Source organism: Methanoculleus marisnigri JR1, assembly GCF_000015825.1.
Classification (GTDB): Archaea; Halobacteriota; Methanomicrobia; order Methanomicrobiales; family Methanoculleaceae; genus Methanoculleus; species Methanoculleus marisnigri.
This window is the reverse complement of the sequence record NC_009051.1, coordinates 384,885-406,914: the sequence shown is the minus strand read 5'-3', so window position 1 is coordinate 406,914 and position 22,030 is coordinate 384,885. Positions and strand designations below refer to the sequence as shown.

Here is a 22,030-nt window from a genome sequence, read left to right as displayed (position 1 = left end):
ATGTCTGTAACCCCCACCCCACCCGCGCTTCGCGCTCCTCCTCCGCACCTTCGGTGCTCATGCTCCGGCCCTACAGCCCGTCGCACCCCGCCCCGGGGGCGGGGGCAGTGCGTGGCGATAAGCGACGTTCCGGCAGGAACGGAGCTGGAGCACCGAAGGTGCGATGTCCGGTGGAAATCCGTACATGGGCTTTGCGATGTCACGAAACGTGAAACCAGGGGACAAGGACTCTTGAAGAACACAAATAAATGTGGTTTTTTGGAGGGGGGTTTCCAGGCGGGTTCCCCGGAAACCCTGAGAAAAAAACCCTACGGCGTCTTCTCCTCGGCGCACTCGAGTTCCGCGACGACTTCGGCCGCATCGTCCATGCGTCGGACGAGATCCATGATCTCCATCAACCGCTCGGCGCCGATGAAATGTTCGGCCATCACCCGGGCCATATCGGTGAGTTCGATACGCCCACCCCGCCGCCGGACCAGCCCGTAGTCGAGGAGCGTGGGGAGGGCGGGCTCCAGCGTCCCGACCATCGTCCGGTTCATCTTGATGACCTGCTGCTCGTCGCCGTTCGAGACCACGGCGTTCGCGACGAACTCCTCCGTACTCTGCTCCATGTCGTACTCGGGCGCGACCTCCTCCATCTCGCCTCGCAGGAGGCCGACGGCGACCTCTTCCTCGGTCTTGCCGGACGTCCGGGAATAGGATCCGCCGGGCTCCGCCAGGATGACCACCCGGCCGAGGTCGTGGAAATCCGGCCGCCCCGCCCGGCCCATCATCTGGTGGAACTCCTGGACGGTGAGCCACTGAATGCCCATCGCAAGCGCATCGAAGATCACCTGGGACGCCGGGAAATCGACGCCTGCGGCAAGCGCCGCCGTGGTCACGACAGCAGAGATCTCCCCGTTCGTGAACCGCCGCTCCACGTCCCGGCGTTCCTGGGAGGTCAGCCCCGCGTGATAGGGAGCGGCCTTGGTTCCAAGGGCGTCGGCAATGACATGACAGCGGGCCCGGGAGTTCGTGAAGACGATCGTCTGGCCCCGGTAGCCCTTCGACGACCGTACTTTGTATTCCTCGGCGGCCATCTGCTTGATGAACCCGATCTTCTTGTTTCGCTCGATGAAGATGAGGTGGCGTTCGAGCGGAACCGGCCGGTCCGCGTAGCGGACAAGGTTTGCCCGGAGTTTCTCCGCGAGCAGTCCCGGAGCCCCGATCGTGGCCGAGAGGTAGAGGAACTGCGCCTCGGGCGCGATGTGCTTGAGCCGGGCGATCAGCCCGTCGAGACGGTGGCCGCGTTCCGGATCCTCGAGCATCTGCACCTCGTCGATGACGACGGTGCCGATGTCTTTTACGGATCGCCCGGTCCGGAGAGCGTGGTCGATCCCCTCGTAAGTCCCCACCACCACGGGAGCGTTGACGTCCCGGTCGCCCGCCGGACGGGTCTCGGGGAGGTTGAGACGGCTCACCCCGGTCTGCAGGGTGACCCGGACCAGGTGACCGTAGCGGTCGCGGAACCGCTGGTACTTCTGGTTCGCGAGCGCGACCAGCGGAACCAGGAAGAGCGTCCTCCCCCGGCCTTCGAGGAAATTCTTCATCCCGGCCATCTCCCCGATGAAGGTCTTGCCGCTCGCGGTCGCCGAGACGACCAGGAGGTGCTGCCCCTCGAGGAGGCCGTTCTGAACGGCGAGCTGCTGGACGGGCATCAGGTACTCGACCCCGGCTGCCTTTGCAAACGCGGGAGGGAGCGGAAGATCGGTGATATGGGCGGTTTTCTGAACCTCGTGCGCCTCGAGCCGGTCAAAGAGCGTTCGCTTCCGGTCGGGGTGATCGGGCCCCACCGACGCCAGCACCCGGTCGAGGTCCCGGATCTGGGCGAGGAGTTTCTCAAGATGAACAAGCACCGAGCCGCCGAACTTCCCCAGGTAACCGAGCTCGCGGCGCATCTCGCGCTTTGCGCACTCCATGCAGATCCACTCCCCGCCGTACCGGACGCCGGTCGCCTTGTCGACCGGCGCGAACCGGTCCTCGAGCTGGCAGAACCGGCAGATGTCGATCCTCGATGACGGGATCTGAAGATCGGCAAGGAACGACTCGAACTCAGGGCTCTTCGCCGCAAGGAGAACAGATGACCGGCGCAACAGCGTGATCAGGTCCCGGGTCGGGGTTGGCTTGAGCTGTTTGCCGCGCCGGCGCATCTTGAAGTTCTTCGGCCGCCGGCCCTTCGGGGTCGCAGCCAGGTCGACGAACCCCGAACCTTCGACACGGCCGCCTTCAACGAACAACAGTTTATACGTGCCCTTCTGGGGCTGGACGATGACTTTCATGACGGGATCAGGTCGTGGATCGTGTAGGCGAGCCCCACCGTCTCCAGACGCTTGAGGAAATCGGTAAACTCCTCATCGACGATAAGAATTGCGCACTCCCGACCGTGGAACGCCGCTTCGACGACCCCTTCCCGCGCACCGAAGAACATATCCGGCTCGATGCCCGCCTTCCTGAGGGCCACGTAGGACTCGAGGCCGACGGCACCCACCATCTCGGCGTCCCGGACGGCCTCCCGGAGAAGATCCGGGCTGACCTGCCGGGACCCGCCCCGCTCCACTCTCGGCACCTTGCAGACGTGAATAAGCCCTTCTTCGTGCTGGATGATGCCGTTCAGCTGGGCGACGCCGAGGTCTTCTCCCGGTGCCGCGTCCATGGTCGCGAGGCCGGTGGCGCTCTGTTCTTCTCCCGTCGCATAGAGCCACCCGTCCCGCATGAAGACACCGACCGTATCTCCCTTGCGGATATCGTCCCGGGCGATAGCCGTCCAGACCGCCACCTGCTGGATGACATCCCGGTTGATATGGCGGGCATAAGCCTCGAGCGCCTCGGCGTGACGCAGGACCCACTCGATCCCGCTCTTTGTCACCTCGTAGCGGCCCCGGCCGTGAGCGGTGACCAGCCCTTCGTCCACCAGCTCCCGGATGTACTCGGAGACGGCCTGAGGCGTCACGCCGAGTTTCGCGGCGATCTCCTGCTGGCGGACGGCCGGCTGGTGTTCGGCGATCTCTACGAGAATCTGGAACCGGGTGGCCTCCCGTTTGCTGCGCAGGATGACGTAAAGAGGATCGTCAGTGAAGTCGGTCAAGCAGCACCATTCCCTGCCCTTTCACGTCGAGACCGGGGATCCTCTTCGCCAGCCCCTTGATGAAGGTGGGGCTGACCCCGTATTTTCGGGATATATCGCCGATAGAGGTGGTCCCGGCCACGATCTCCTGCTCGACCGAGTCCACAATCGTGCGGAGACCCTCGTCGTTCGAGACGGCGATGTGCAGCAGATCTCCGATATCGCCCATGGAACACTGGAAACTTGCCCGGAACTTGCTGTATGTCGCCCGGTACTCCTTCGTCGGCTTCTCTCCGGGCTTCGGCATCCGCCACTGCTCTTCGATTAGGTTTCCCTTCTTGAGGATAGAGAGGCACTCGGTCACCGTCGAGGAGCCGGCGTACGTCGCCAGATCCTCCTCGGTCAGCCAGGCCTTGTTCAGGAGTTCGTAGATCTTTTTATAATCGGCATTATTGAACGTTATGAGAAGAGGAACCAGTTCAACCGGATCGTTAAGAATTTTAATATGTCCCGTCACTGCGATACCCTATTGTTATATGGTGGTATAACTCCATAAATTTTTGCTGAAATCTCAATGCGTACCAGTGGCACAATAATCATACGGGGCATCGTCCAGGGAGTCGGGTTTCGTCCCTTTGTCTACGCAAAAGCCCGGGAATTCGGGATCACGGGGACCGTCAAAAACCTCGGGAGCGAGGTCGAGATCCATGCATCCGGCGACCGCTTCGAGGAATTTTTTGAGGCCGTTTCCAGAGGGACGCCATTATCTCAAATAGATTCCGTAGATGTCCAGAATTTGCGCGGTAGCCCGACCGAAGGGTTTACCATCCTCGAGAGTAATTCCGGGAGCCTCTCGGGGTTCATCCCGACCGACGTCGCCACCTGCGACGACTGCATCGCCGATATTTTTACGCGGGACGGGCGATACGAAGGTTACTGGGCCACCTCCTGCGTCAACTGTGGGCCCCGGTACAGCATCATCAGTACCATCCCCTACGACCGGGAGCGGACGTCGATGGCGGAGTTCCCCGTCTGCCCCGCCTGCGAGGGCGAGTACACCAACCCGTCGTGCCGCCGCCACCACGCCCAGACGATCGCCTGTGCGGCCTGCGGACCGCACCTCGCTCTCCTCCGGGCCGACGGAACGCCGGCGGCGGGCGACCCCATCCGGGAAACGGCGGCCCTCCTGGACGCTGGCTCGATCGTCGCCATCCGGGGAATCGGGGGGTTCCATATCGCCTGCACCGAGGAGGCGGCAGGGGTTCTGAAACGCCGCCTCGGACGGACAGAGCAGCCGCTCGCGGTGATGGCAACCGCAGAGGAGGTAGAACGGATCGCGATCGTCTCGGACGAGGAACGGCGGATCCTCCACTCCCGGGAACGGCCGATCGCGGTGCTCGAAAAACGCGATCCCGCGTCCCACCCGACGATCTCGAGCCTCCACACCATCGGGTGCATGCTCCCCTACACCGGGCTGCACCACCTCCTCTTCGCGAACCTCGCCCACCCGCTCCTCGTCATGACGAGCGCGAACCTGCCGGGTTACCCGATGATCACCGATCTCGATACCGCGCTTGAACGGCTCCCGGGGCAGGTTGACTACATCCTCACCCACGACCGCCGGATCGTCAACCGGTGCGACGACTCCGTCGTCCGGGACGGCTACATCATCCGGCTCTCCCGCGGCCTCGCCCCGAAGCGGAAGGCGATCGACCTCGGTGGGGGATCCATCCTCGGCGTCGGCCCGGAGTTGAACGCGAACATCTCCATCTACAAGAGCGGTTTCTGCATCACCTCCCCCCACGTCGGGAATGTCAGGAACCCCCAGACCCTCGCTTACCTGCAGGAGACGGCTGAACGGCTCGGCGGGCTCACCGGCGCCCGGTACGACCGGATCGTTCACGACCTCCACCCGCAGTTCCTCTCGACCCGCTACGCGAGGGAGGTTGCCGAAGCGGTCGGGGCGGAGCTCCTCGCCGTCCAGCACCACCGGGCGCACATCGCCGCCACGACCCGGGAGGAGTGCGTCGGGATCGCGATCGACGGCGTGGGCTACGGCGACGACGGAACAATCTGGGGCGGCGAGGTGTTTGCGGGAGAGGTCCCCCACCTCGACCGGGTCGCTCACCTCGAGGTCGTCCCGATGCCGGGCGGCGATCTCGCCACCCGGTTCCCGGAGCGGATGCTCTACGGCATCCTCCCCACCTCCGAAGTCCGGGACATGCTCGCGTCACGGGGCTGGAGCGATATCGAACTCGCCGTCCTCGTCAGGCAGGTGGAGCGGGGCCTGAACGTCGCCGCGACATCGAGCACCGGCAGGGTGCTGGACGCCGGCGCGGCCCTCCTCGGGATCTGCCGGGAGCGTACCTACGACGGGGAGCCGGCGATGAAACTCGAGACGGCGGCGCACGCCGGGAAGCCCTCGGCCTGGGAGAACGAATACCAGCGGGACGGCGGCTGCGAGGTTCTCTCGACCCGGTCGCTCCTCGCGGAGGCCCACCGGCGGTCCGCCGCCGGAGAACGGGCAAACGACATCGCCGCATCGATCCAGTACAACCTCGCCCGGGGCGTCGCCGCGATGGCCGTCCGGGCGGCCGAAGAGCGGGGGATCCCCCGGGTGGCGCTCTCGGGCGGGGTGGCCTACAACCGGGCGATCCGCGAGACGATCCGGACTGAGGTACTCGCCGCTGGGCTCGAGTTCATCATGAATAAGGACTATCCGCTCGGCGACGGGTGCATCAGCTTCGGGCAGGTTGTCTACGGGGGGAGCACGGAGAAGTGAAGGGGGAATCCGGGGATGCCTGAAGGATGGATACGGACTGAGATGGATAGGATGAAGGCCCTGAGCGTCACTGATTTTGCAGAAATTTAACACTCCCTTTGTCCACATCTTTCGGTTAGGAGTAATTCTGGTGCAATTTTTTGTCACTTTGCCGTCTGGTGCAATGTGCGTAATCAGATGTAATTTGATATAATTTGATGCAATTTGATACAATCTGATGCAACCGCAGTTAAAAATAACACAAGATCCAGCCTCAATCTAACAAAAAATGGCAGGACATCTGAGATCATTTCTACAATCATCTACAATCCATTCAACAATCATGCATCATGCACCTGATCAGGGACAAGAACCCACTTTGCAGCTTTAGTCCTCCCAATAGGCATTATTGTCCCATCTTTGCGCATCTCCTGAAGTAGATCCCTGATGAAATGATGTTTCTGTTCCTCGTTCAGCGCATCTGAGACCTTGTCCAGCAGCAGGTCTTCAATCTCCGCTCTGTTTGCCTCATGGTAGGCCTTCAGGTACGCAACCACCAGACTCTTGAAATGCGCCCTGTCAAACGACCGCTTCCTGATATAATCGGCGCGTGTGTCGGTTTCGGCCGCAACACTCTCCGAAACATAGAGATTCGGATGCCGCCCTTCAATGAGTTTCTTCGTCCGGAGAATGGTTCTTTCTTCAGGCGTGATGGAGTAGCCCTTCTGTATTTTATCGAGAGTAATCACATCCATCAGCGTCAGATCCTTCCGTTTGATGAGCATCCGCGTGTATCTCTCATCAATCACCCGGCCGGGAATCGTGACCTTCACCACCCCTGCTTCACCAAGGTCATAATCAGGCATCGGAAAATTACGATCCCGCTGTATCCGGAACATCCTTTTGATCCCACTGCCGATGGTGTCGATCATCTTCAACTCTACCATCGCGCCAGCAAGAAAGGGATTCCGATACTGGTCCGGCGGCACATCACGCTCGATTACGCTCTGGACAGTTCCCGGAATAAAATCGCCACGATTCGTGAACACCAGGGAATCCGGCCTCTCAGTCACGGTAATGCGGGCAGATTGTTGGTAATCCTGATGGGCGATACAATTGTGTAGCGCCTCACGGACGACCCAGGGATCGTACTGTGTTACCTCAAGTGGGAACAGCGTCTCCCCCGAAATATGGCGGACAGTAAGGTTTCTGATCTTGCTAAAAATCTTATCGACGGCGAGTATCAGTGGCAGCCCGAAATGGGCGTAGTCAATCTCCACCTCGTCCTTATCCCTGAGAACCCAAGTAATGTGCGCAATTGCAGGTGAAAGAAGATGTGCGGCCTCACTCTTTCCCAGGAGAACGATTGCAGCATTCGTAATCCGACCCTGACGACAGACATGCGCCCTAGCAAGGAACGAAACGTCGTCCCACTCATCCACTTCGCTTGCAAATACCTGATGCTTCTCTTTGTATTTTTCCCGCGCAAAGGCAATTGCCTCAGGATCGAGATCCGCAAGTGTGGCTCCCACACACACCTTTGCCGACCAGTCATCCAGAGGAGCCTGCCTGCGTATCACTTCAATCTCATGGAGACCAAGAGGTCCGAGTGACTCATGGATACGACCATATGCAACACTTTTCCATGTTGTCGGGATGCCGCGTGCGGCCGGAGGGGTTTCAAACATAATCACTCGCTTTCCATCGATCATGAGTTCATGAATGCCAGCAAATGTCATTTCGTGGTTCGTATGCCGCGCAATCTCCTCTTTGAGGCGGTCAAGGCCAGGCGGAGTGAGCCGATAGTTTGAGCCGATAATCTCTCTGGGCAGTTTGTCGGTGACACCAAAGATAAGCCAGCCTGCAGGCTTTTCGTTCAGGTTGGCTTCATTGCTCAATGCTGAGAAATATTTTCCAATTTTATCGAAATCATAGTTATTTTTTGCTTCCTTGAACTCGATCCACTCGGTCTCGGCCGGAAGACGCATTATCTCCCGCAATTGAACATCCATATCTCCAGACATTGCCCCTATCTCGTCGATCACGTTACGCTGCAAAGTTCCAACCTGCGTTGTGGGTTGTCAGGGATATATTCGGTAAGGAGGTTCTGTTCAGTCGATAATTTCTCATTAACGCTCTTATCCGCAATTCATCCCGGCAAGGTTGGTGAATACCAATAAGTAGCCTCTGACCGAAATAAAATCTTGGATCGGCATTTCTGAGGGGCTGCCCGGACGAAGGTGCAACGATCAATGCAGGAAAAATCAGCCCGACATCTCAACCAATATCACCCGTATAAACCTCTTTCCCAACTCATTTTCGGAACAGGCCGCCTAAACGAGCCATCCCCTGTAGCCTGCGATTACCGGGTAATCTGCTAAAGGAGATACCGCTCAACGAGTGACTACAGTGAAACAAAGTTCGATAAAACACCGGCCAACTACCGGCGAAAGAAAAAAGGTTTAGCCGAAGAGGGCGCCGAGACCGGCCATGCCGCTCTCTTCTTCCTCTTCCTTCTTGCCCTCTTCCTCGGCCTCTTCCTCGGCTGCGGGCGCGGCGGCTGCAGGTGCAGCGGCTGCGGCGGGTGCAGCGGCGACGGGCGCGACGGCGGCCTTGCTGATGGCCTCCTCGATGTTCACGTCCTCGAGTGCGGCGACGAGCGCCTTCACGCGGGCGTCCTGGACCTCGACACCGGCCGCGTTCAGGACAGCAGTCACATTCTCTTCAGTTACATCTTTGCCTGCGTTGTGCAGGAGCAGTGCAGCGTAGATATACTCCATAGTTCATTCACCTCTTTTTGAAATGATATTAGCCGAAGAGGGCGCCGAGACCGGCCATGCCGCCCTCTTCATCCTCTTCCTTCTTCTCCTCTTCCGTCTCTTCTTCCTCGGCCTTATCCTCGGCCTTATCCTCGGCTGCCGCCGGGGCTGCTGCCGCGGGTGCCGCAGCGGTCGCAGCCGATGCGGCTTTCAGGGTCGCCTCATCGAGCTCGAACCCACGGCCCTGCGCCGCGAGCGCGACGGCCAGCATCTCGCGCTGTGCCCGCCCGATGATCAGATCGACGATATCCTTCTCGTAGATGCTCGCTTCGACGCCCACGTTCCGGGCCTCGCTCACCGCCTTGCCGATGATGGCCGCGACGGTAAGTCTGGTCGGAATGACGGCGTTGACCGAGAGGTTGAACGCCTGCTGAGCCGCGAGCACGATGTTGTTCGCGTAGACTTCCTCATCGATAGCGAGCAGGTCCGGCGTGAAGATGGTCTCGCGATAGTATGCGGCCTGCAGGATGAGGCCGACATCCATCGGCTTGACGCCGAGTTTCACGAGAGCTTCGGCAACCTTCTTGTTGATGACCTCGCCCTTCTTCACGACCGTCTTCGTCTCGCGAATCTTGACCTTTCCGCCCTCAATGGCTGCAGGAATGCCCACCTGCTGGAGCTCGCCCACGATCGGGCCGGGCTTGAAGCTGGTCGGACCCTTCGGGATGACGATATCCTCGGGAGCGGTCTCGCCGGGCTTCGCCGCCATCTTCGTCTTGGTCTTCTCGAGCAGCTTGAAGAGCTTGAAAGGATTCTCGTTCGTGAAGATCAGGGCGCTCTGGCCTTCGGCGTGGTCGTTCAAGGTCGCGACGCTGCCGCCGAGCTCGTTTAAGGCGTGCTCGATCAGCGTGTTGCGGGCCATCTTCACCCTCGCCGTGCCGCGGAGGTTCCGCCGGATCTGCTGGACCTGCGAGGCGGGAATGCCGTACATGTCCACGACGCCGACGAGCGTGTGCTCCTCGATACCGCGCTTGATCTCCTCTACTTCGTCCTTCTTCCACCGGGGCAGGTGGTGCGTATAGAGTGCCATCAGATCACCCTCACTGCCGGCCCCATGGTCGTCTTCACGTACACCGAGTGGATGTTCATCGTTCCGCTCTCCAGGACGGACTCGACCCTGTGAAGGACGGCGTCGATGTTCTCGGCGATCTGCTCGGGCTCCATGCCGGAGGTTCCGACCTTCGTGTGGAAGACCTTCTTGTCCTTCGTCCGGATCTTCACGGAGCTCCTCAGACGCTGAACGATGGGCCGGATATCCATTCCCTGCGGAACCGGCATCGGCATCCGTCCGCGCGGACCGAGCCTGACACCGAGATAACGCCCGACGAGAGGCATCATTGCCGTCTCGGCAAGGAAGAACCGGTACTCACCCGCCACCTTGCGCGCTTCGCGGGGCTCTCCCCCGAGCCGCTCGATCTCCTCAGGTCCGATGATGAGGTCCACATTCACCTCTTTTGCCTGGGTGACAATGTCGCCCTTCCCGAGAACTGCGATCTTGACGTTGTCAAAACCGTTCGGGAGATGAATCGTCTCATCAATACGATTCTTGGGCTGGGACATATCGATATTCCTGAGGTTGACGGTGATATCCACGCTCTCCTTGAACTTCCGTTCCGGAGCCTTTGAGAGGGCCGTCTTCACGGCTTCCTGTATACTGGTTTTATCAACCATCCTTTGCCTCCATAGTACACGACCTCACGATCTTCTATGGTTGTCTGACATCTATGCGACGAGTACGCCGTCGTACTCCCCGTTGTTGACGGCCTGGATCATCTCGCGGGGCTTCTTCCCCTCGACGGTGACACCGACGCTCACGCACGTTCCGAGGACCTCTTTGACCGCGGACTTCAGATCGTACGAGAGCATGCCATCAAACTTCATACGGGCAATACGAACGGCGGCCTCCAGCGGCAGATCTCCTGCCACCAAAGCGCCCGGCTCTGTAGACCCCTTCGTGATGCCGGCCTCTTTCATGACGAGCGCCGTCGTGGGCGGAATGCCCACCTCAATCGTGAAGTTCTTCTTATCGTCGACCGTTACCGTCACCGGCACCTGCATGCCGTTGAATTCGGCTGTTTTCTTGTTGATGTCGTCGACGACAGCCTTCACGTTGATACCAAGAGGTCCGAGCGCGGGCCCCAGAGGCGGGCCTGCTGTTGCCTTGCCACCGGGTACCAATACCTCGACCGTTTCTGCCATACAAGTTCACCAGCTTATTATTCCTCAGGGGAATAGTTGCCTGGGTTATCTAAGGTCAACGTGAGAGGATTTAAAGTACAGTACCCGCGCGGCATGCGAGCTGTGCATGAACTGCATGCCCGGCAGTCGGGAACCGTATCGCCGTCGGTATAGCAGGACGCGGCAGGACAAAAAAGAAATTAGCGTTGTATTCTTCAGGAAGCGTCTTCCGAGCGCTCCACGACGCGAACAGAGTCGCCGCGGACCGTGATCGGGATCGGAACCATACTCTCGTAGAGTTCGACCGTAATCTCTTCCTTTCCGGTATCGATACGCTTGACAACCGCTTTCTCACCCTTGAACGGGCCGGCGATGATCTCGACGATGGTGCCCTCGGTGATGCCGCTGACCACCGGTTTCGGCACCAGGAAATGCTCCACCTCGGAGAGAGCCGTCGAGCCCTGCACCACCGCGCGCGCATGAGGGATCAGCTCCACCAACTGCTCTATGCGGGCGATGGAGTCCGGGCTCTCCACGAGGACGTAGCCTTTCAGTTCCTCGGGAACCATGACGGCCATCACGTGGATGTCTTTCTGCTCGCGGCTCACCTTCTCGATGTTATCGGCTACCGTCCGCTCCTGCTTTGCGGTCGTCTTTATCGCGTATATCCTGTTTGGGCTCTCAACCATATCCATCATTTGGGCAGTACCAGCATGATCTCGTATATGATAAAGCCGACAAGGCCGATAAGCATGATTCCGGCCGCAGCCACGATGGCGATCTTGGAGAACTCGTCGCGGGTCGGCGTCCGTGCCAGTTTCAGCACGCGCCAGTACTTCTTGAAGAGTTCCTCCTCGATCTTGAACGACTTTACTTCCTCCAACGTCTCTTTATAATCCATCATACCGGCTCACTTCAGGAAGTCGATCTCAAACTGTTTCATCATGCGCGGCATACTCTTCTCGTTTCTCCCATATATTTGTGGTGACCGGACGCCGGTGACCACGAGCAGCGTACGCATCTTGCCCTGCATATCGGGATCGACCTGAGCACCCCAGATGATGCGGGCATCGGGATCGATGCGGTCGTAGACCTCCTGGATGACGCCTTCGGCCTCGGACATCGTCATGTCGGGTCCGCCGACCACGTTGACGAGCGCCGCGGTCGCACCGGAGATATCGACATCGAGCAGCGGGGAGCGCAGCGCCTTCTTGACCGAGTCGGCGGCTTTGTCCTCACTGTCGCTCTCGCCCATACCGATCATCGCGACGCCTCCCCGCTCCATGACGGTTCGGACATCGGCGAAGTCGAGGTTGACGAGACCGGGCATCGTGATGAGTTCGGTGATGCCCTTGACCGCCCGCATCAGCACCTCGTCCGAGACCTTGAACGCGGCGTGGAGCGGAAGCCGGGGCACGACCTCAAGCAGACGGTCGTTGGGGACGACGATGACGGTATCCGCCACCTCGCGGAGCCGCTCGAGGCCGGCCTCCGCGTTCTGCCCCCGGATAGCGCCTTCCACCGTGAACGGCAGGGTGACCACCGCAATGGTCAGTGCGCCCTCCTCCCTCGCTGCCTTCGCGACCACGGGTGCGGAGCCGGTGCCGGTGCCGCCACCGAGCCCGGTGGTGATGAAGACCATGTCGCATCCCTGAACGGCCAGCTTGATGTCGTCCTCGTTCTCGAGGGCCGCTTCTTCGCCGACCTGAGGGATCGAGCCCGCACCAAGACCGCGGGTCCTCTGCCTTCCGATGAGGATCCGGGTATCCGAACGGGTTCTGACGAGGTGCTGCGCGTCGGTGTTGAGAGCGATCAGCCGCGCCCCGTTGATGCCTTCATCCGCCATCCGGGTCACCGTGTTCGAACCGCCGCCCCCGCACCCGACGACTGCGATCTCAGTCCGGAGTTCCATGAGGAGATCTTCAAGATCCTTGTCGACCTCCGTGGGCTCAGCAAAACGCTGCTCCTCTCGCGCCCGTGAAAGTGCCTCTTCTACGATGGATTTCATATGTATCTCTCCAATCCCGGGATATGTATCCGCTTCACGCTGGTTGTCTGCACTGCATCGGGTGTGACCATCCTCCCCTCGATCTCGACCGCCTTTCCGCCGGCAAGCATGGCAAAGAGCGGCCCTTTGGGGATCCCGTGTCTGCGCGCCTTTTCGGGGTCGAACCGCACCTTCCGGAGGACAAGGTGATCACCGTCGATAACAGCATTTTCACAGATAAGTAAGAGTTTTACACACAGGGTAGTTATATCACTTGCGAGTCGGGACGATTCGTTTTCGAAGCAGATGAACGTCGATAACACTTCATTCGAGCCTTTCGAGAGATGAGCGACCGGCAATTCATCGAGACCCTTGAGAAAACCCGATCTATCCGATTTTATCGTTTCTTCAATCAACCCGGGGCCTATCCGCACCACGGCGGGAGTGCCTTCTCCCCTGAGATCGTGGATGCGGACGCGTGACCCGGGAGCGATCTCCTCGGCAAGTTCCCTGACCCGGAGATAGGCCGCCCACGCAAGGCCGGACGCCTCCTGGATCTCCGACTCGGAGAGGAGGGGGAGGGCGGCGTCGCCGAGCATCCGCTCGATCCGCCCGGCGTCATCTTTAGTGAGGGATTTTCGGTCGATGTAGCCCGCCACGGCGCCGCTCGCCTCCTGCATCGTCCGGAGGAGAACGGGATCTACGGCACCGATCTGCCGCGTCGGGACCATGTGCCCGAAGGCGCCCCGGGAGGAGAGGGCGATCTCGGTCTGCCGCACGGCGTAATGGGTGCCGCCGAAGCCGAGGAGGTCGATCGTCTCCTGCGGCTCCGCGGCGAGGATGCTCTCCGCCACCGCCCTTCCGGCGGCCGGATCGGCCCATTCGGTCGCGGTCGACCCGATCTCGACGAAGAGCGAGGGCGTCGAGAGCGCCGTCGGCCCGTGATGCGTCACCTCGTAGGAGACCCGGTAGCCCTCCGGGGCGCGGGCGGCGAGGTTGCCGAGGATTGCGTGCATCCAGGCAGGGGCTGCCGGAGCGAGTCTTCCCGGCTCCCCGCCGAGGTCGGCGCCCTCGTAGTTGCCGGTGACGTGTACGGTCAGGGCGGGCGTCGGGTGCACGCTCGCGTGCCGGGATATGAAAAGAATGAGATCGGCATCGACCTCCTCGTCGATCCGGTCCTGGTGGATCAGCCTTCCTGCGACCTCATAGAACGTCAGTTCGTGCTGTTCCGCAAGCGGCCACCGCCCGCCCGCCGCGAGCAGGGTCTGGAGGTGGTTTTTGATGTTTACTCCTCCAACGTCCTGTTGTGAATTGATCAGCGCGATCCGCATCGGGTACAACATGGGTCGCGGGGCTGCTAAATGGTAGTGCTTGACCGGCGCGATAGTAAATCCTATCTCCCTTCAGGCAGACCATGTGGGTACTATGGACGAGGATAAGATACGAAAAGCCTTCGAGGCATCCGGCATAGAAGACGAGATTACCTGCCCGCAGGCCTTCGAGATATCGGAGAAGTACAGCATCCCGAAGATGGATATCGCCCGGTACTGCAACCAGCGCGAACCGAGAATAAAGATCCGCGGCTGTCAGCTGGGCTGCTTCAGATGAGCCTGTTCCTCGAGGTCGTATCCGTCGTCGAGGCCGTAAAGGCGGTGCAAAAGATCGCCCCGCCGCCCGGGTGCGAGGACGTCCCGCTGGAAGACGCCCTGTACCGGGTTCTCGCGAAGGACGTCCTCGCCGATATCGACATCCCGGGGTTCGACCGTTCGACGGTCGACGGCTACGCGGTCGCCGCGGCCGAGACCACCGGGGCGTCCGAGGCCATCCCGGCGATGCTCCAGTGCCGGGGCAGGATCGGGATGGGAAGCGCGGACGCCGGGAGCATCTCTCCCGGATCGTGCCGGTACGTCCCCACCGGCGGCGCTCTCCCCACGGGCGCGGACGCGGTGGTGATGATCGAGCACGCCGAGCAGATAGGAGACGACATCCTGGTGCACCGCCCGGTAGCCCCCGGCGAGAACGTGGTCTTTCGCGGCGAGGATTTCGGGGCGGGGAAGGTGGTTCTGGAACGGGGGCGCGTACTCTCGCCCCGCGAGATCGGCGTTGCCGCGGCGGTCGGCGCCGACCGGGTCAGCGTGGTGAAGATGCCCCGGATCGGGATCATATCCACGGGAAACGAACTCGTCCCCGTCGCCGAGACCCCCGGTGCGGGCGAGGTGCGGGACGCGAACTCCTATCTTGCGGGCGCTTTCGTGACGGAACGGGGCTGCCACCCGGTCTACTTCGGGATCGTCAGGGACGAACGGCCGGTGCTGAAGCGGGCGGTCTCTTCGGCGCTTGACCGGTGCGACGCGGTCCTGGTCTCGGGAGGCTCGTCGAAAGACGAGCGGGACAACACCGCGGCGGTCCTCGCGGAACTCGGCAAGGTGCTGGTGCACGGGATCGCCATCGCCCCCGGAAAACCCACCATCATCGGGACTGCACGGGGTAAACCGGTCATCGGGCTCCCCGGACACCCGGCCTCGGCCTTCGTCGTGCTCGTCGCCGTCGTCGATCACCTACTCGCGACGATGCGGCAGACCGCCGTCTCCCGGCGAACCGTCCGCGCACGGCTGACCCAGAACATTCCCTCCACCCGCGGGCGGGAGGACTATGTCCGGGTCAGCACGAGCGGCGGGGAGGCGACACCGGTCTTCGGCAAGTCGGGACTCCTCAACACCCTGGTGCAGAGCGAAGGGGTGGTGCGGATCCCGGCATCGAGCGAGGGGTTCGAGGTCGGCGAAGAGGTCGAGGTGATCCTGTGGTGAAGCGCTACCTCTCGGTGATATCGCTCGCGGAGGCGCGGGCGCTTGTTGAGACCGCTTTTTCGGCGGTTCCGGGGATCGTCCGCATCCCGGTGAATCCCGGGGCGGTTGGGAAGATCACCGCGGAGTCCATATTCGCCCGGTTCTCGGTTCCCGCCATCCACCTCTCGGCGATGGACGGGATCGCGGTCAGGAGTGCCGATACCGTCGGCGCGAGCGAGCAGCGGCCGGTGACTCTCCCGGACGCGGCGCGGGTCAATACGGGGAACATCGTCCCGCCCGGCTACGACGCGGTGGTGATGATCGAGGACGTCTGGGTCGGGTCGAAGTCTGACGACGTCTCCGGCTCCGCTCCCGTGGAACGTCGCGACGGCGAGACCTATACCGTCCGAAAGCCGGTCAGCCCCTGGCAGCACATCCGCCCGGTCGGCGAGGACATCGGGGAGTCGGAGATGATCCTCCCGAGGGGGCACCGGATCCGGCCGCACGATCTGGGGGCGCTTGCAAACTACGGCGTCACGGAGGTTGCGGTCATGAACCTCCGCGCCGGCCTGATCCCTACCGGGAGCGAACTCGTGCCGGCGGGCGAGATGCCCCCGCCCGGGAAGGTGGTGGAGAGCAACACCCTGATGGCCGCGGCGGTCCTCGCGGAGGCGGGCGTGGAGGCGCACCGCTACGGGATCGTCCCGGACGACTACGGGATGATCCGGGACGCCATCCGGCGCGGCGTCGCGGAGAACGATATCCTGTTCGTCTCGGCGGGGTCGTCCGCCGGGACCCGGGACTACACCGCCGATGTCATCGCAGATCTCGGCGAGGTGCTGGCGCACGGGGTCGCCATCAAACCCGGAAAGCCGGTGATCATCGGCAGGATCGAGGGAAAGCCGGTTATCGGGCTCCCGGGCTACCCTCTTGCCGCGGCGACGGTGCTCCGCGAGATCGTGATGCCGCTCGTCGCCCGCTACGGCATGCCCGTCCGCGACCCCGATCACGTCGAGGCCCGGCTGACGACGAGCCTCCACTCCGATATCGGGACCGACGAGTTCGTCCTCCTCTCGACAGGAAGGATTGGCGGCCGCTGGGTGGCGGTCCCGCAATCACGGGGCGCAGGCGTCCAGATGAGCGCAGTGCGGGCGAACGGCTACATGCAGATACCATCGCAGAAGGAGGGGGCCGAGGCGGGGGAGGCCGTGGACGTCCGGCTCACCGTCCCCCACGCAGAGGCGGAGGAGGCGGTGCTCGTCACCGGCAGCCACGACCCTGCCCTCGACTACCTGGCCGACCTGGTGCGGCCGCGCGGGGTAGACATCCACTCCACCCACGTCGGGAGCATGGGGGGAGTGATCGCGTTAAAAAAGCAGGAGTGCCACGCAGCCCCGATGCACCTCCTCGCCCCCGACGGCACCTACAACATCCATTACCTGGAGCGCTACATGCCGGGCGCCGACCTCGTCCTCCTCTGTGTCGCGGAGCGCCAGCAGGGCATCATCTCGCGCGACGGCCTCGGATTTGAGGAACTGCCCGGCCGGACGTTCGTCAACCGGCAGAGGGGGTCGGGGACCAGGATGCTCCTCGACCACCACCTCGCGGAGCACGGCATCGACCCAGGCCTCATCCCCGGCTACGAGCGCGAGGTGACGACGCACCTTGCAGTGGCGCTTGCGGTTCGGACCGGGGAGGTCGACGCGGGGATGGGGGTCTACAGCGCCGCGAAAGCGCTCGACCTCGCGTTCGTCCCGGTGGCTACGGAGCGCTACGAGCTCGCGATGCACCGCGAGATGCTCGACGACCCGCGGATCGCGGCTCTCATCGAGACCGTCTCCTCGGAGGCGTTCAGGAAGATTCTCCGGGACCTCGGGGGCTACGAGACGGCCGGGACAGGCGTCCTGCGCGAACTGCGAGAATGACCGCCTCCTCGGGCGTGGCGCAGACAAACACCCCCTCTATCTTCCAGGTCAGAAGGCCGAAGACCGGCTTTCCCGTCTTGAGCGCAACGGCAATCTCCGAGAGCGTGCCGTAGCCTCCCCCGACGGCGATCACCGCGTCGGCCGAGTTGACCAGGACGACGTTCCTCGCGTGGCCCAGCCCGGTACGGATGACGATATCGAGAAAGGCGTTCCCTTCCCCGGTGTCCGGGAGGATGCCCATGGTCGTCCCGCCGGCCTCTTTTGCACCCCTGCAGGCGGCCTCCATCACCCCGCCGAGTCCGCCGCAGCAGACGGTCTCGCGGTTCCCGGCGATGAGGTAGCCGATGGTCTCCGCCGCTTCGTACTCCTCAACGGAACAGTCCCCCCGCCCGATGACTGCAATCTGCATGGGGGAGATGTCGGGGGGTTGGGAGATAAAAGAAGGGGTGGGTTAAGGTGCAATGAACGTCGCACTTCGCGTGAGTCTGCACCACTCCCTATAGTACAAAACGCTTTGTCTCCCAACAACAAACGGTACACCAGAGTGCTGAATATGAGGGATATGAGGTGAAAGAGGTCACCGGCAGTTATAACCCGCGCGAACTTGAGGCGGGGGTCCAGGATACCTGGAAACGGGAGAACACCTATGCACGCGTTCAGGAGGTGCGAAAGGATGGGAAAGCGTTCTTTTTCGTAGACGGGCCGCCGTACACCACCGGCCACATCCATCTCGGCACCGCCTGGAACAAGATCATAAAAGACACCATCCTCCGCTACCACCGGATGGGGGGCAGGAACATCATCGAGCGGGCCGGCTACGATATGCACGGCCTCCCTATCGAGGTGAAGGTGGAGCACCAGCTCGGGTTCACCTCCAAGAAGGATATCGAGGATTACGGAATCGCCGCATTCATCGAGCAGTGCCGGACGTTCGCCGTGACGCACATGGAGATTATGAGCGAGCAGTTCCGGCAGCTCGGCATCTGGCTCGACTTCGACGACCCCTACCAGACGATCAAGGCGGAGTACATCGAGTCCGCGTGGTGGGCGGTCCAGCGGGCCGAAGAGCGCGGGCTCCTCGAACGCGGCCACCGTGTCGTGAACTGGTGCCCCCGGTGCGAGACGGCGATCGCCGACTCGGAGGTGGAGTACTGGGACGAGACCGATCCTTCCATCTTCGTCAAATTCCCGGTCACCGGGCGCGAGAACGAGTACCTGGTGATCTGGACGACCACGCCCTGGACGCTTCCTGCGAACGTCGCGGTGGCGGTCAGCCCCGCATTCACCTACGCGCGGGTGGCGGCGAAGAAGGACGGCAGCGAGGAGATTCTCTGGATCGCCGACGAACTCGTCGAGTCCGTCCTGAAGATGGGCCGCTACCAGGACTACACCGTCCTCGAGAGAGTCAACGGCAGCGACCTCGTCGGAACGGAGTACGAATCACCGCTCGCCGGCCAGGTCCCCCACCAGGCGGAGATCCGGCACCGGGTCGTCGCGGCCGACTACGTGGCGCTCGAGAACACCGGTCTCGTCCACATCGCTCCCGGGCACGGGTGGGACGACTACCTGATCGGCATCCAGGAGGGGCTCGAGGCGTTCTGCCCGGTCGACGCCGGCGGGTGCTTCACCCGGGAGGCCGGGGCGTTTGCGGACATGTACGTCCGGGACGCAAACGATCTCGTCATCGACGCGCTCGGCGATTACCTCCTCGCCCGGCGGACAATCACCCACCGCTACGGCCACTGCTGGCGGTGCAAGACCTCCATCATCTACCGCGCGACCGCACAGTGGTTCCTGAAGGCCACCGAGATCCGCGAACCGATGCTACAGGAGATCGCGAAGGTGAAGTGGTACCCCGAGTGGGCGGGGAGCGCCCGGTTCCACGACTTCGTCAGGGACTCCCGCGACTGGTGCATCTCCCGGCAGCGCTACTGGGGCATCCCCATCCCTATCTGGCAGTGCGAGCAGTGCGGCGAGCGAACCGTCATCGGCACCATCGCCGAACTCGAGGAGCGATCGGGTGCGAGGGTTCCCGACCCGCACCGCCCCTACGTGGACGAGGTCGTCATCCCGTGCTCCTGCGGCGGGGAGATGCACCGGGTCGCCGACATCTTCGACGTCTGGTTCGACTCGGCGGTCGCATCGTGGGCAACCCTCGGGTTCCCGCGGGAGCGCGAGGCCTTCGACCGCCTCTGGCCGGCGGACTTCATCACCGAAGGCCAGGATCAGACCCGGGGCTGGTTCTACTCCCAGCTCGGGGCGAGCACCGTGGCGTTCGGCCGCGCCCCCTACAAGAGCGTCCTGATGCATGGGTTCGCTCTCGACGCCGACGGGCGCAAGATGAGCAAGAGTTTCGGCAACGTGGTGACGCCTGAAGAGGTGATGAACCAGTTCGGCGTGGATGTCCTGCGGTTCTACGTCCTCTGGGCGAACGCACCCTGGGACGACCTGAAGTTCAACTGGGACAGCGTCAAGACCATCCACCGGACGCTCAACATCCTCTGGAACGTCTACCGGTTCCCGCTCCCGTACATGGTTCTCGACTCGTTCGAGCCCGCCGCAGGCGACGGCGGCCTCTGGGACGGATCGTTTGTCCGGGGCAATATCAACGATATGCCGGAGGAGGATCGGTGGATCATCTCCCGGGTAAACTCACTCGCCCGGACTACGGCCGGGGACATGCAGGAATACCATCTTCATAGGGTGACGCGGGCGCTCGCCGCCTTCATCCTCGAGGACCTCTCCCGCTGGTACGTGCAGCTCGTCCGGCCGAGGATGTGGCTCGAGGAGGATTCGCCGGAGAAGCGGTACGCCTACGAGACGGTATACTACGTCATGCGCCGCCTGGTCGCGCTCCTTGCGCCGTTCACCCCCCATATCGCCGAGGAGATTTACGGCAACCTGCGCCTTGCGGGCGACCCGGAGAGCGTCCACATGCTCGACTGGCCGGAAGCGGACGACCTGCTGATTGCGCCGGACCTCGAGAGCGCCATGGAGGTTGTCCGGTCGTTCGACGACGCGGTCGCCACCGCCCGGCAGAACGGGAGGCGGAAACTCCGCTGGCCGGTTGCGGAAACCGTCGTGGTCACCGGGAGCGACGGGGTGAAGACGGCTCTCGAGGACTTAAACGACCTCGCCCTGAACCGGGCGAACTCCCGGACGGTCAGGGTCGTTACCGGAAGATGGGACCGGATCCTCTGGCAGGCCGAGCCGGTGATGCGGGCGATCGGCCCGGAGTTCGGCAAGGAGGGCCCGAAGGTCAAGGCGCTGATAGAGGGCGCGGACGGCACCGCCCTGAAGGCCGCCATCGAGCGGGACGGGAAGGCCGAACTCGGCGGCTACGAGATCGCCGAACGCCACGTCACCTTCGCAGAAGCCCTCCCCGAGGGCGTCTTTGCCGCGCCCATGAAGGACGCGACGGTCTACGTCGACGTCACCCTCACGCCGGCGCTGGAGGCCGAGGGATACGCACGCGAGGTGATCCGGCGGATCCAGGAGATGCGCCGCCAGCTCGACCTGAACGTCGACGACTTCATCGTCGCGGCCGTGGACGTCGCCGACGATCGGGTGGCCTCGCTCATCGCAGAAGAGGAATGGCAGAAGGAGATTGCCGGGGAGGTGCGGGCGGCAGCCCTCACCGTCCGCCGCACCGACGGAGAGCGGCCCACGGAGACCTTTGCCCTCGAGAAGGACTGGGACGTTGAAGGCGTGCAGATGCAGATCGGCATCTCACGCGCCGGTGAGTGACCGGATCAGCGCCTCACCTTCCGGGGTTGAGAAGAGAGGCGTCTCTTCCGGCTCCCTGATGCAGGTTCGCACGGCCTCGACGGTCTCCCCCGTCAGGGGGTTATACCCCTCTTTTATGCACTCGTCCCGGTAGAGGAGCGTTCCCCGCCGCTGCCAGGCCGGCGTCGCCGCCAGGTTGACGCCCCGCTCGAACATCATCTCGTGCATGGCTTCAGACTGCATCCCCCGGAGCATCGCGGCGGCCTCCCGGGCGGTCATCCCCTCCTCGACGAGCGCGTTCTGGCAGTAGGCGTTGATGTGGTTCCGCCACGCCTCGTTCTGGCGCGAGACGAGATACTCGACCGCAAACTCTCCCGCCGCGGGGATAGTCCGGGCGTCGAACGCAAGGGGCTCCGTGCACCCGAGTTCGATCGTGAGCTTGCTCGCCGCAACCGCGGCGGTCACGGAGTCGAGCTTCTCCACCCGCCCGGAGAACGGCAGTGCGTTGAAGTAGAGGCTGATCTCGTCGGAGAAGGTGTAGGCAAACGCGGGAGAGAGACCGCTCCCGGTGAGGAGGTAGCGGCAGACCGCCCGCATGCTCTCGTTGAAGGCTGGATCGAACGGCTTTTTGAGATTACGCGCACGCGCCAGGCGGTGAAAGGCACGGCCGTCGAGCCGGACAAAAACAGGGGGGAATATCGTGAGGGTCGAGAATATCTCACGGTCTTTCGTATCCATATTCTAT

At 62.5% G+C, this 22,030-nt stretch carries 19 protein-coding genes; 5 read left to right on the top strand and 14 right to left on the bottom strand.

Annotated features, from left to right (window positions below; translation table 11 throughout):
• Window positions 1-308: 308 nt before the first annotated feature.
• Genes MEMAR_RS02015 through MEMAR_RS02005 form a run of 3 tightly spaced genes read right to left on the bottom strand, consistent with a single transcriptional unit; the run spans window position 309 to window position 3,620 of the window.
• On the bottom strand, window positions 309-2,318 hold the full coding sequence (locus MEMAR_RS02015; protein ID WP_011843263.1) for a DEAD/DEAH box helicase: 2,010 nt from the start codon (window positions 2,316-2,318) through the stop codon (window positions 309-311).
• Window positions 2,315-3,124, bottom strand: a complete 810-nt coding sequence (locus tag MEMAR_RS02010; protein ID WP_011843262.1) for a DUF7839 domain-containing protein — start codon at window positions 3,122-3,124, stop codon at window positions 2,315-2,317. Before MEMAR_RS02010 ends, MEMAR_RS02015 begins: the two co-directional genes overlap by 4 nt.
• The gene (locus MEMAR_RS02005; RefSeq protein WP_011843261.1) at window positions 3,108-3,620 is read right to left on the bottom strand and encodes an ArsR family transcriptional regulator; all 513 of its coding nucleotides are present in this window, start codon (window positions 3,618-3,620) and stop codon (window positions 3,108-3,110) included. The genes MEMAR_RS02010 and MEMAR_RS02005 overlap by 17 nt, the downstream gene beginning before the upstream one ends.
• Before the next feature lie 57 nt (window positions 3,621-3,677).
• Here MEMAR_RS02005 and hypF point away from each other — a divergent pair, with 57 nt between their 5' ends.
• Window positions 3,678-5,885, top strand: a complete 2,208-nt coding sequence (gene hypF, locus MEMAR_RS02000) for a carbamoyltransferase HypF (RefSeq protein WP_011843260.1) — start codon at window positions 3,678-3,680, stop codon at window positions 5,883-5,885.
• A gap of 320 nt (window positions 5,886-6,205) precedes the next feature.
• Here hypF and MEMAR_RS01995 read toward each other — a convergent pair whose 3' ends face one another.
• The 9 genes from MEMAR_RS01995 to MEMAR_RS01955 form a co-directional block, all read right to left on the bottom strand.
• Window positions 6,206-7,909, bottom strand: coding sequence for an RNA-binding domain-containing protein (locus MEMAR_RS01995; protein ID WP_222702452.1), 1,704 nt, complete (start codon window positions 7,907-7,909; stop codon window positions 6,206-6,208).
• Window positions 7,910-8,326: 417 nt separating this feature from the next.
• The gene (gene rpl12p / locus MEMAR_RS01990) at window positions 8,327-8,644 is read right to left on the bottom strand and encodes a 50S ribosomal protein P1 (protein ID WP_011843258.1); all 318 of its coding nucleotides are present in this window, start codon (window positions 8,642-8,644) and stop codon (window positions 8,327-8,329) included.
• A 28-nt stretch (window positions 8,645-8,672) separates the two neighbouring features.
• Window positions 8,673-9,713 carry a 50S ribosomal protein L10 gene (locus MEMAR_RS01985; RefSeq protein ID WP_011843257.1) on the bottom strand — a complete coding sequence of 347 codons (1,041 nt, stop codon included), beginning with the start codon at window positions 9,711-9,713 and terminating at the stop codon, window positions 8,673-8,675.
• Window positions 9,713-10,354, bottom strand: coding sequence for a 50S ribosomal protein L1 (locus MEMAR_RS01980; protein WP_011843256.1), 642 nt, complete (start codon window positions 10,352-10,354; stop codon window positions 9,713-9,715). Before MEMAR_RS01980 ends, MEMAR_RS01985 begins: the two co-directional genes overlap by 1 nt.
• 51 nt (window positions 10,355-10,405) lie before the next feature.
• Window positions 10,406-10,882, bottom strand: coding sequence for a 50S ribosomal protein L11 (locus tag MEMAR_RS01975; RefSeq protein ID WP_011843255.1), 477 nt, complete (start codon window positions 10,880-10,882; stop codon window positions 10,406-10,408).
• A 194-nt stretch (window positions 10,883-11,076) separates the two neighbouring features.
• A complete protein-coding gene (locus MEMAR_RS01970) occupies window positions 11,077-11,550 on the bottom strand; it encodes a transcription elongation factor Spt5 (protein WP_011843254.1) in 474 nt (157 codons plus the stop codon).
• 5 nt (window positions 11,551-11,555) lie between these two features.
• On the bottom strand, window positions 11,556-11,765 hold the full coding sequence (locus MEMAR_RS01965; RefSeq protein WP_011843253.1) for a protein translocase SEC61 complex subunit gamma: 210 nt from the start codon (window positions 11,763-11,765) through the stop codon (window positions 11,556-11,558).
• 6 nt (window positions 11,766-11,771) lie between these two features.
• Window positions 11,772-12,869: a cell division protein FtsZ gene (gene ftsZ / locus MEMAR_RS01960; RefSeq protein WP_011843252.1), complete on the bottom strand. Its 1,098-nt coding sequence runs from the start codon at window positions 12,867-12,869 to the stop codon at window positions 11,772-11,774.
• Window positions 12,866-14,191 carry a D-aminoacyl-tRNA deacylase gene (locus MEMAR_RS01955; RefSeq protein ID WP_011843251.1) on the bottom strand — a complete coding sequence of 442 codons (1,326 nt, stop codon included), beginning with the start codon at window positions 14,189-14,191 and terminating at the stop codon, window positions 12,866-12,868. Before MEMAR_RS01955 ends, ftsZ begins: the two co-directional genes overlap by 4 nt.
• 82 nt (window positions 14,192-14,273) lie before the next feature.
• Between MEMAR_RS01955 and MEMAR_RS01950 the strand changes: the two genes are divergently transcribed.
• Genes MEMAR_RS01950 through MEMAR_RS01940 form a run of 3 tightly spaced genes read left to right on the top strand, consistent with a single transcriptional unit; the run spans window position 14,274 to window position 17,559 of the window.
• The gene (locus MEMAR_RS01950) at window positions 14,274-14,456 is read left to right on the top strand and encodes a hypothetical protein (protein WP_011843250.1); all 183 of its coding nucleotides are present in this window, start codon (window positions 14,274-14,276) and stop codon (window positions 14,454-14,456) included.
• Window positions 14,453-15,655, top strand: a complete 1,203-nt coding sequence (locus MEMAR_RS01945) for a molybdopterin molybdotransferase MoeA (RefSeq protein ID WP_011843249.1) — start codon at window positions 14,453-14,455, stop codon at window positions 15,653-15,655. Before MEMAR_RS01950 ends, MEMAR_RS01945 begins: the two co-directional genes overlap by 4 nt.
• The gene (locus tag MEMAR_RS01940) at window positions 15,649-17,559 is read left to right on the top strand and encodes a molybdopterin biosynthesis protein (protein WP_011843248.1); all 1,911 of its coding nucleotides are present in this window, start codon (window positions 15,649-15,651) and stop codon (window positions 17,557-17,559) included. The genes MEMAR_RS01945 and MEMAR_RS01940 overlap by 7 nt, the downstream gene beginning before the upstream one ends.
• On the opposite strand, the gene MEMAR_RS01935 is transcribed toward MEMAR_RS01940, so the two are convergent.
• On the bottom strand, window positions 17,486-17,968 hold the full coding sequence (locus tag MEMAR_RS01935; protein ID WP_011843247.1) for a TIGR00725 family protein: 483 nt from the start codon (window positions 17,966-17,968) through the stop codon (window positions 17,486-17,488). The genes MEMAR_RS01940 and MEMAR_RS01935 overlap by 74 nt on opposite strands.
• 158 nt (window positions 17,969-18,126) lie before the next feature.
• Here MEMAR_RS01935 and ileS point away from each other — a divergent pair, with 158 nt between their 5' ends.
• Entirely contained in the window at window positions 18,127-21,306 is a 3,180-nt protein-coding gene (gene ileS, locus MEMAR_RS01930) for an isoleucine--tRNA ligase (protein WP_011843246.1), read from the top strand.
• Here ileS and MEMAR_RS01925 read toward each other — a convergent pair.
• Window positions 21,289-22,023 carry a tRNA(His) guanylyltransferase Thg1 family protein gene (locus tag MEMAR_RS01925; protein ID WP_011843245.1) on the bottom strand — a complete coding sequence of 245 codons (735 nt, stop codon included), beginning with the start codon at window positions 22,021-22,023 and terminating at the stop codon, window positions 21,289-21,291. The two genes, ileS and MEMAR_RS01925, sit on opposite strands and share 18 nt — an antisense overlap.
• Between the last annotated feature and the right edge of the window lie 7 nt (window positions 22,024-22,030).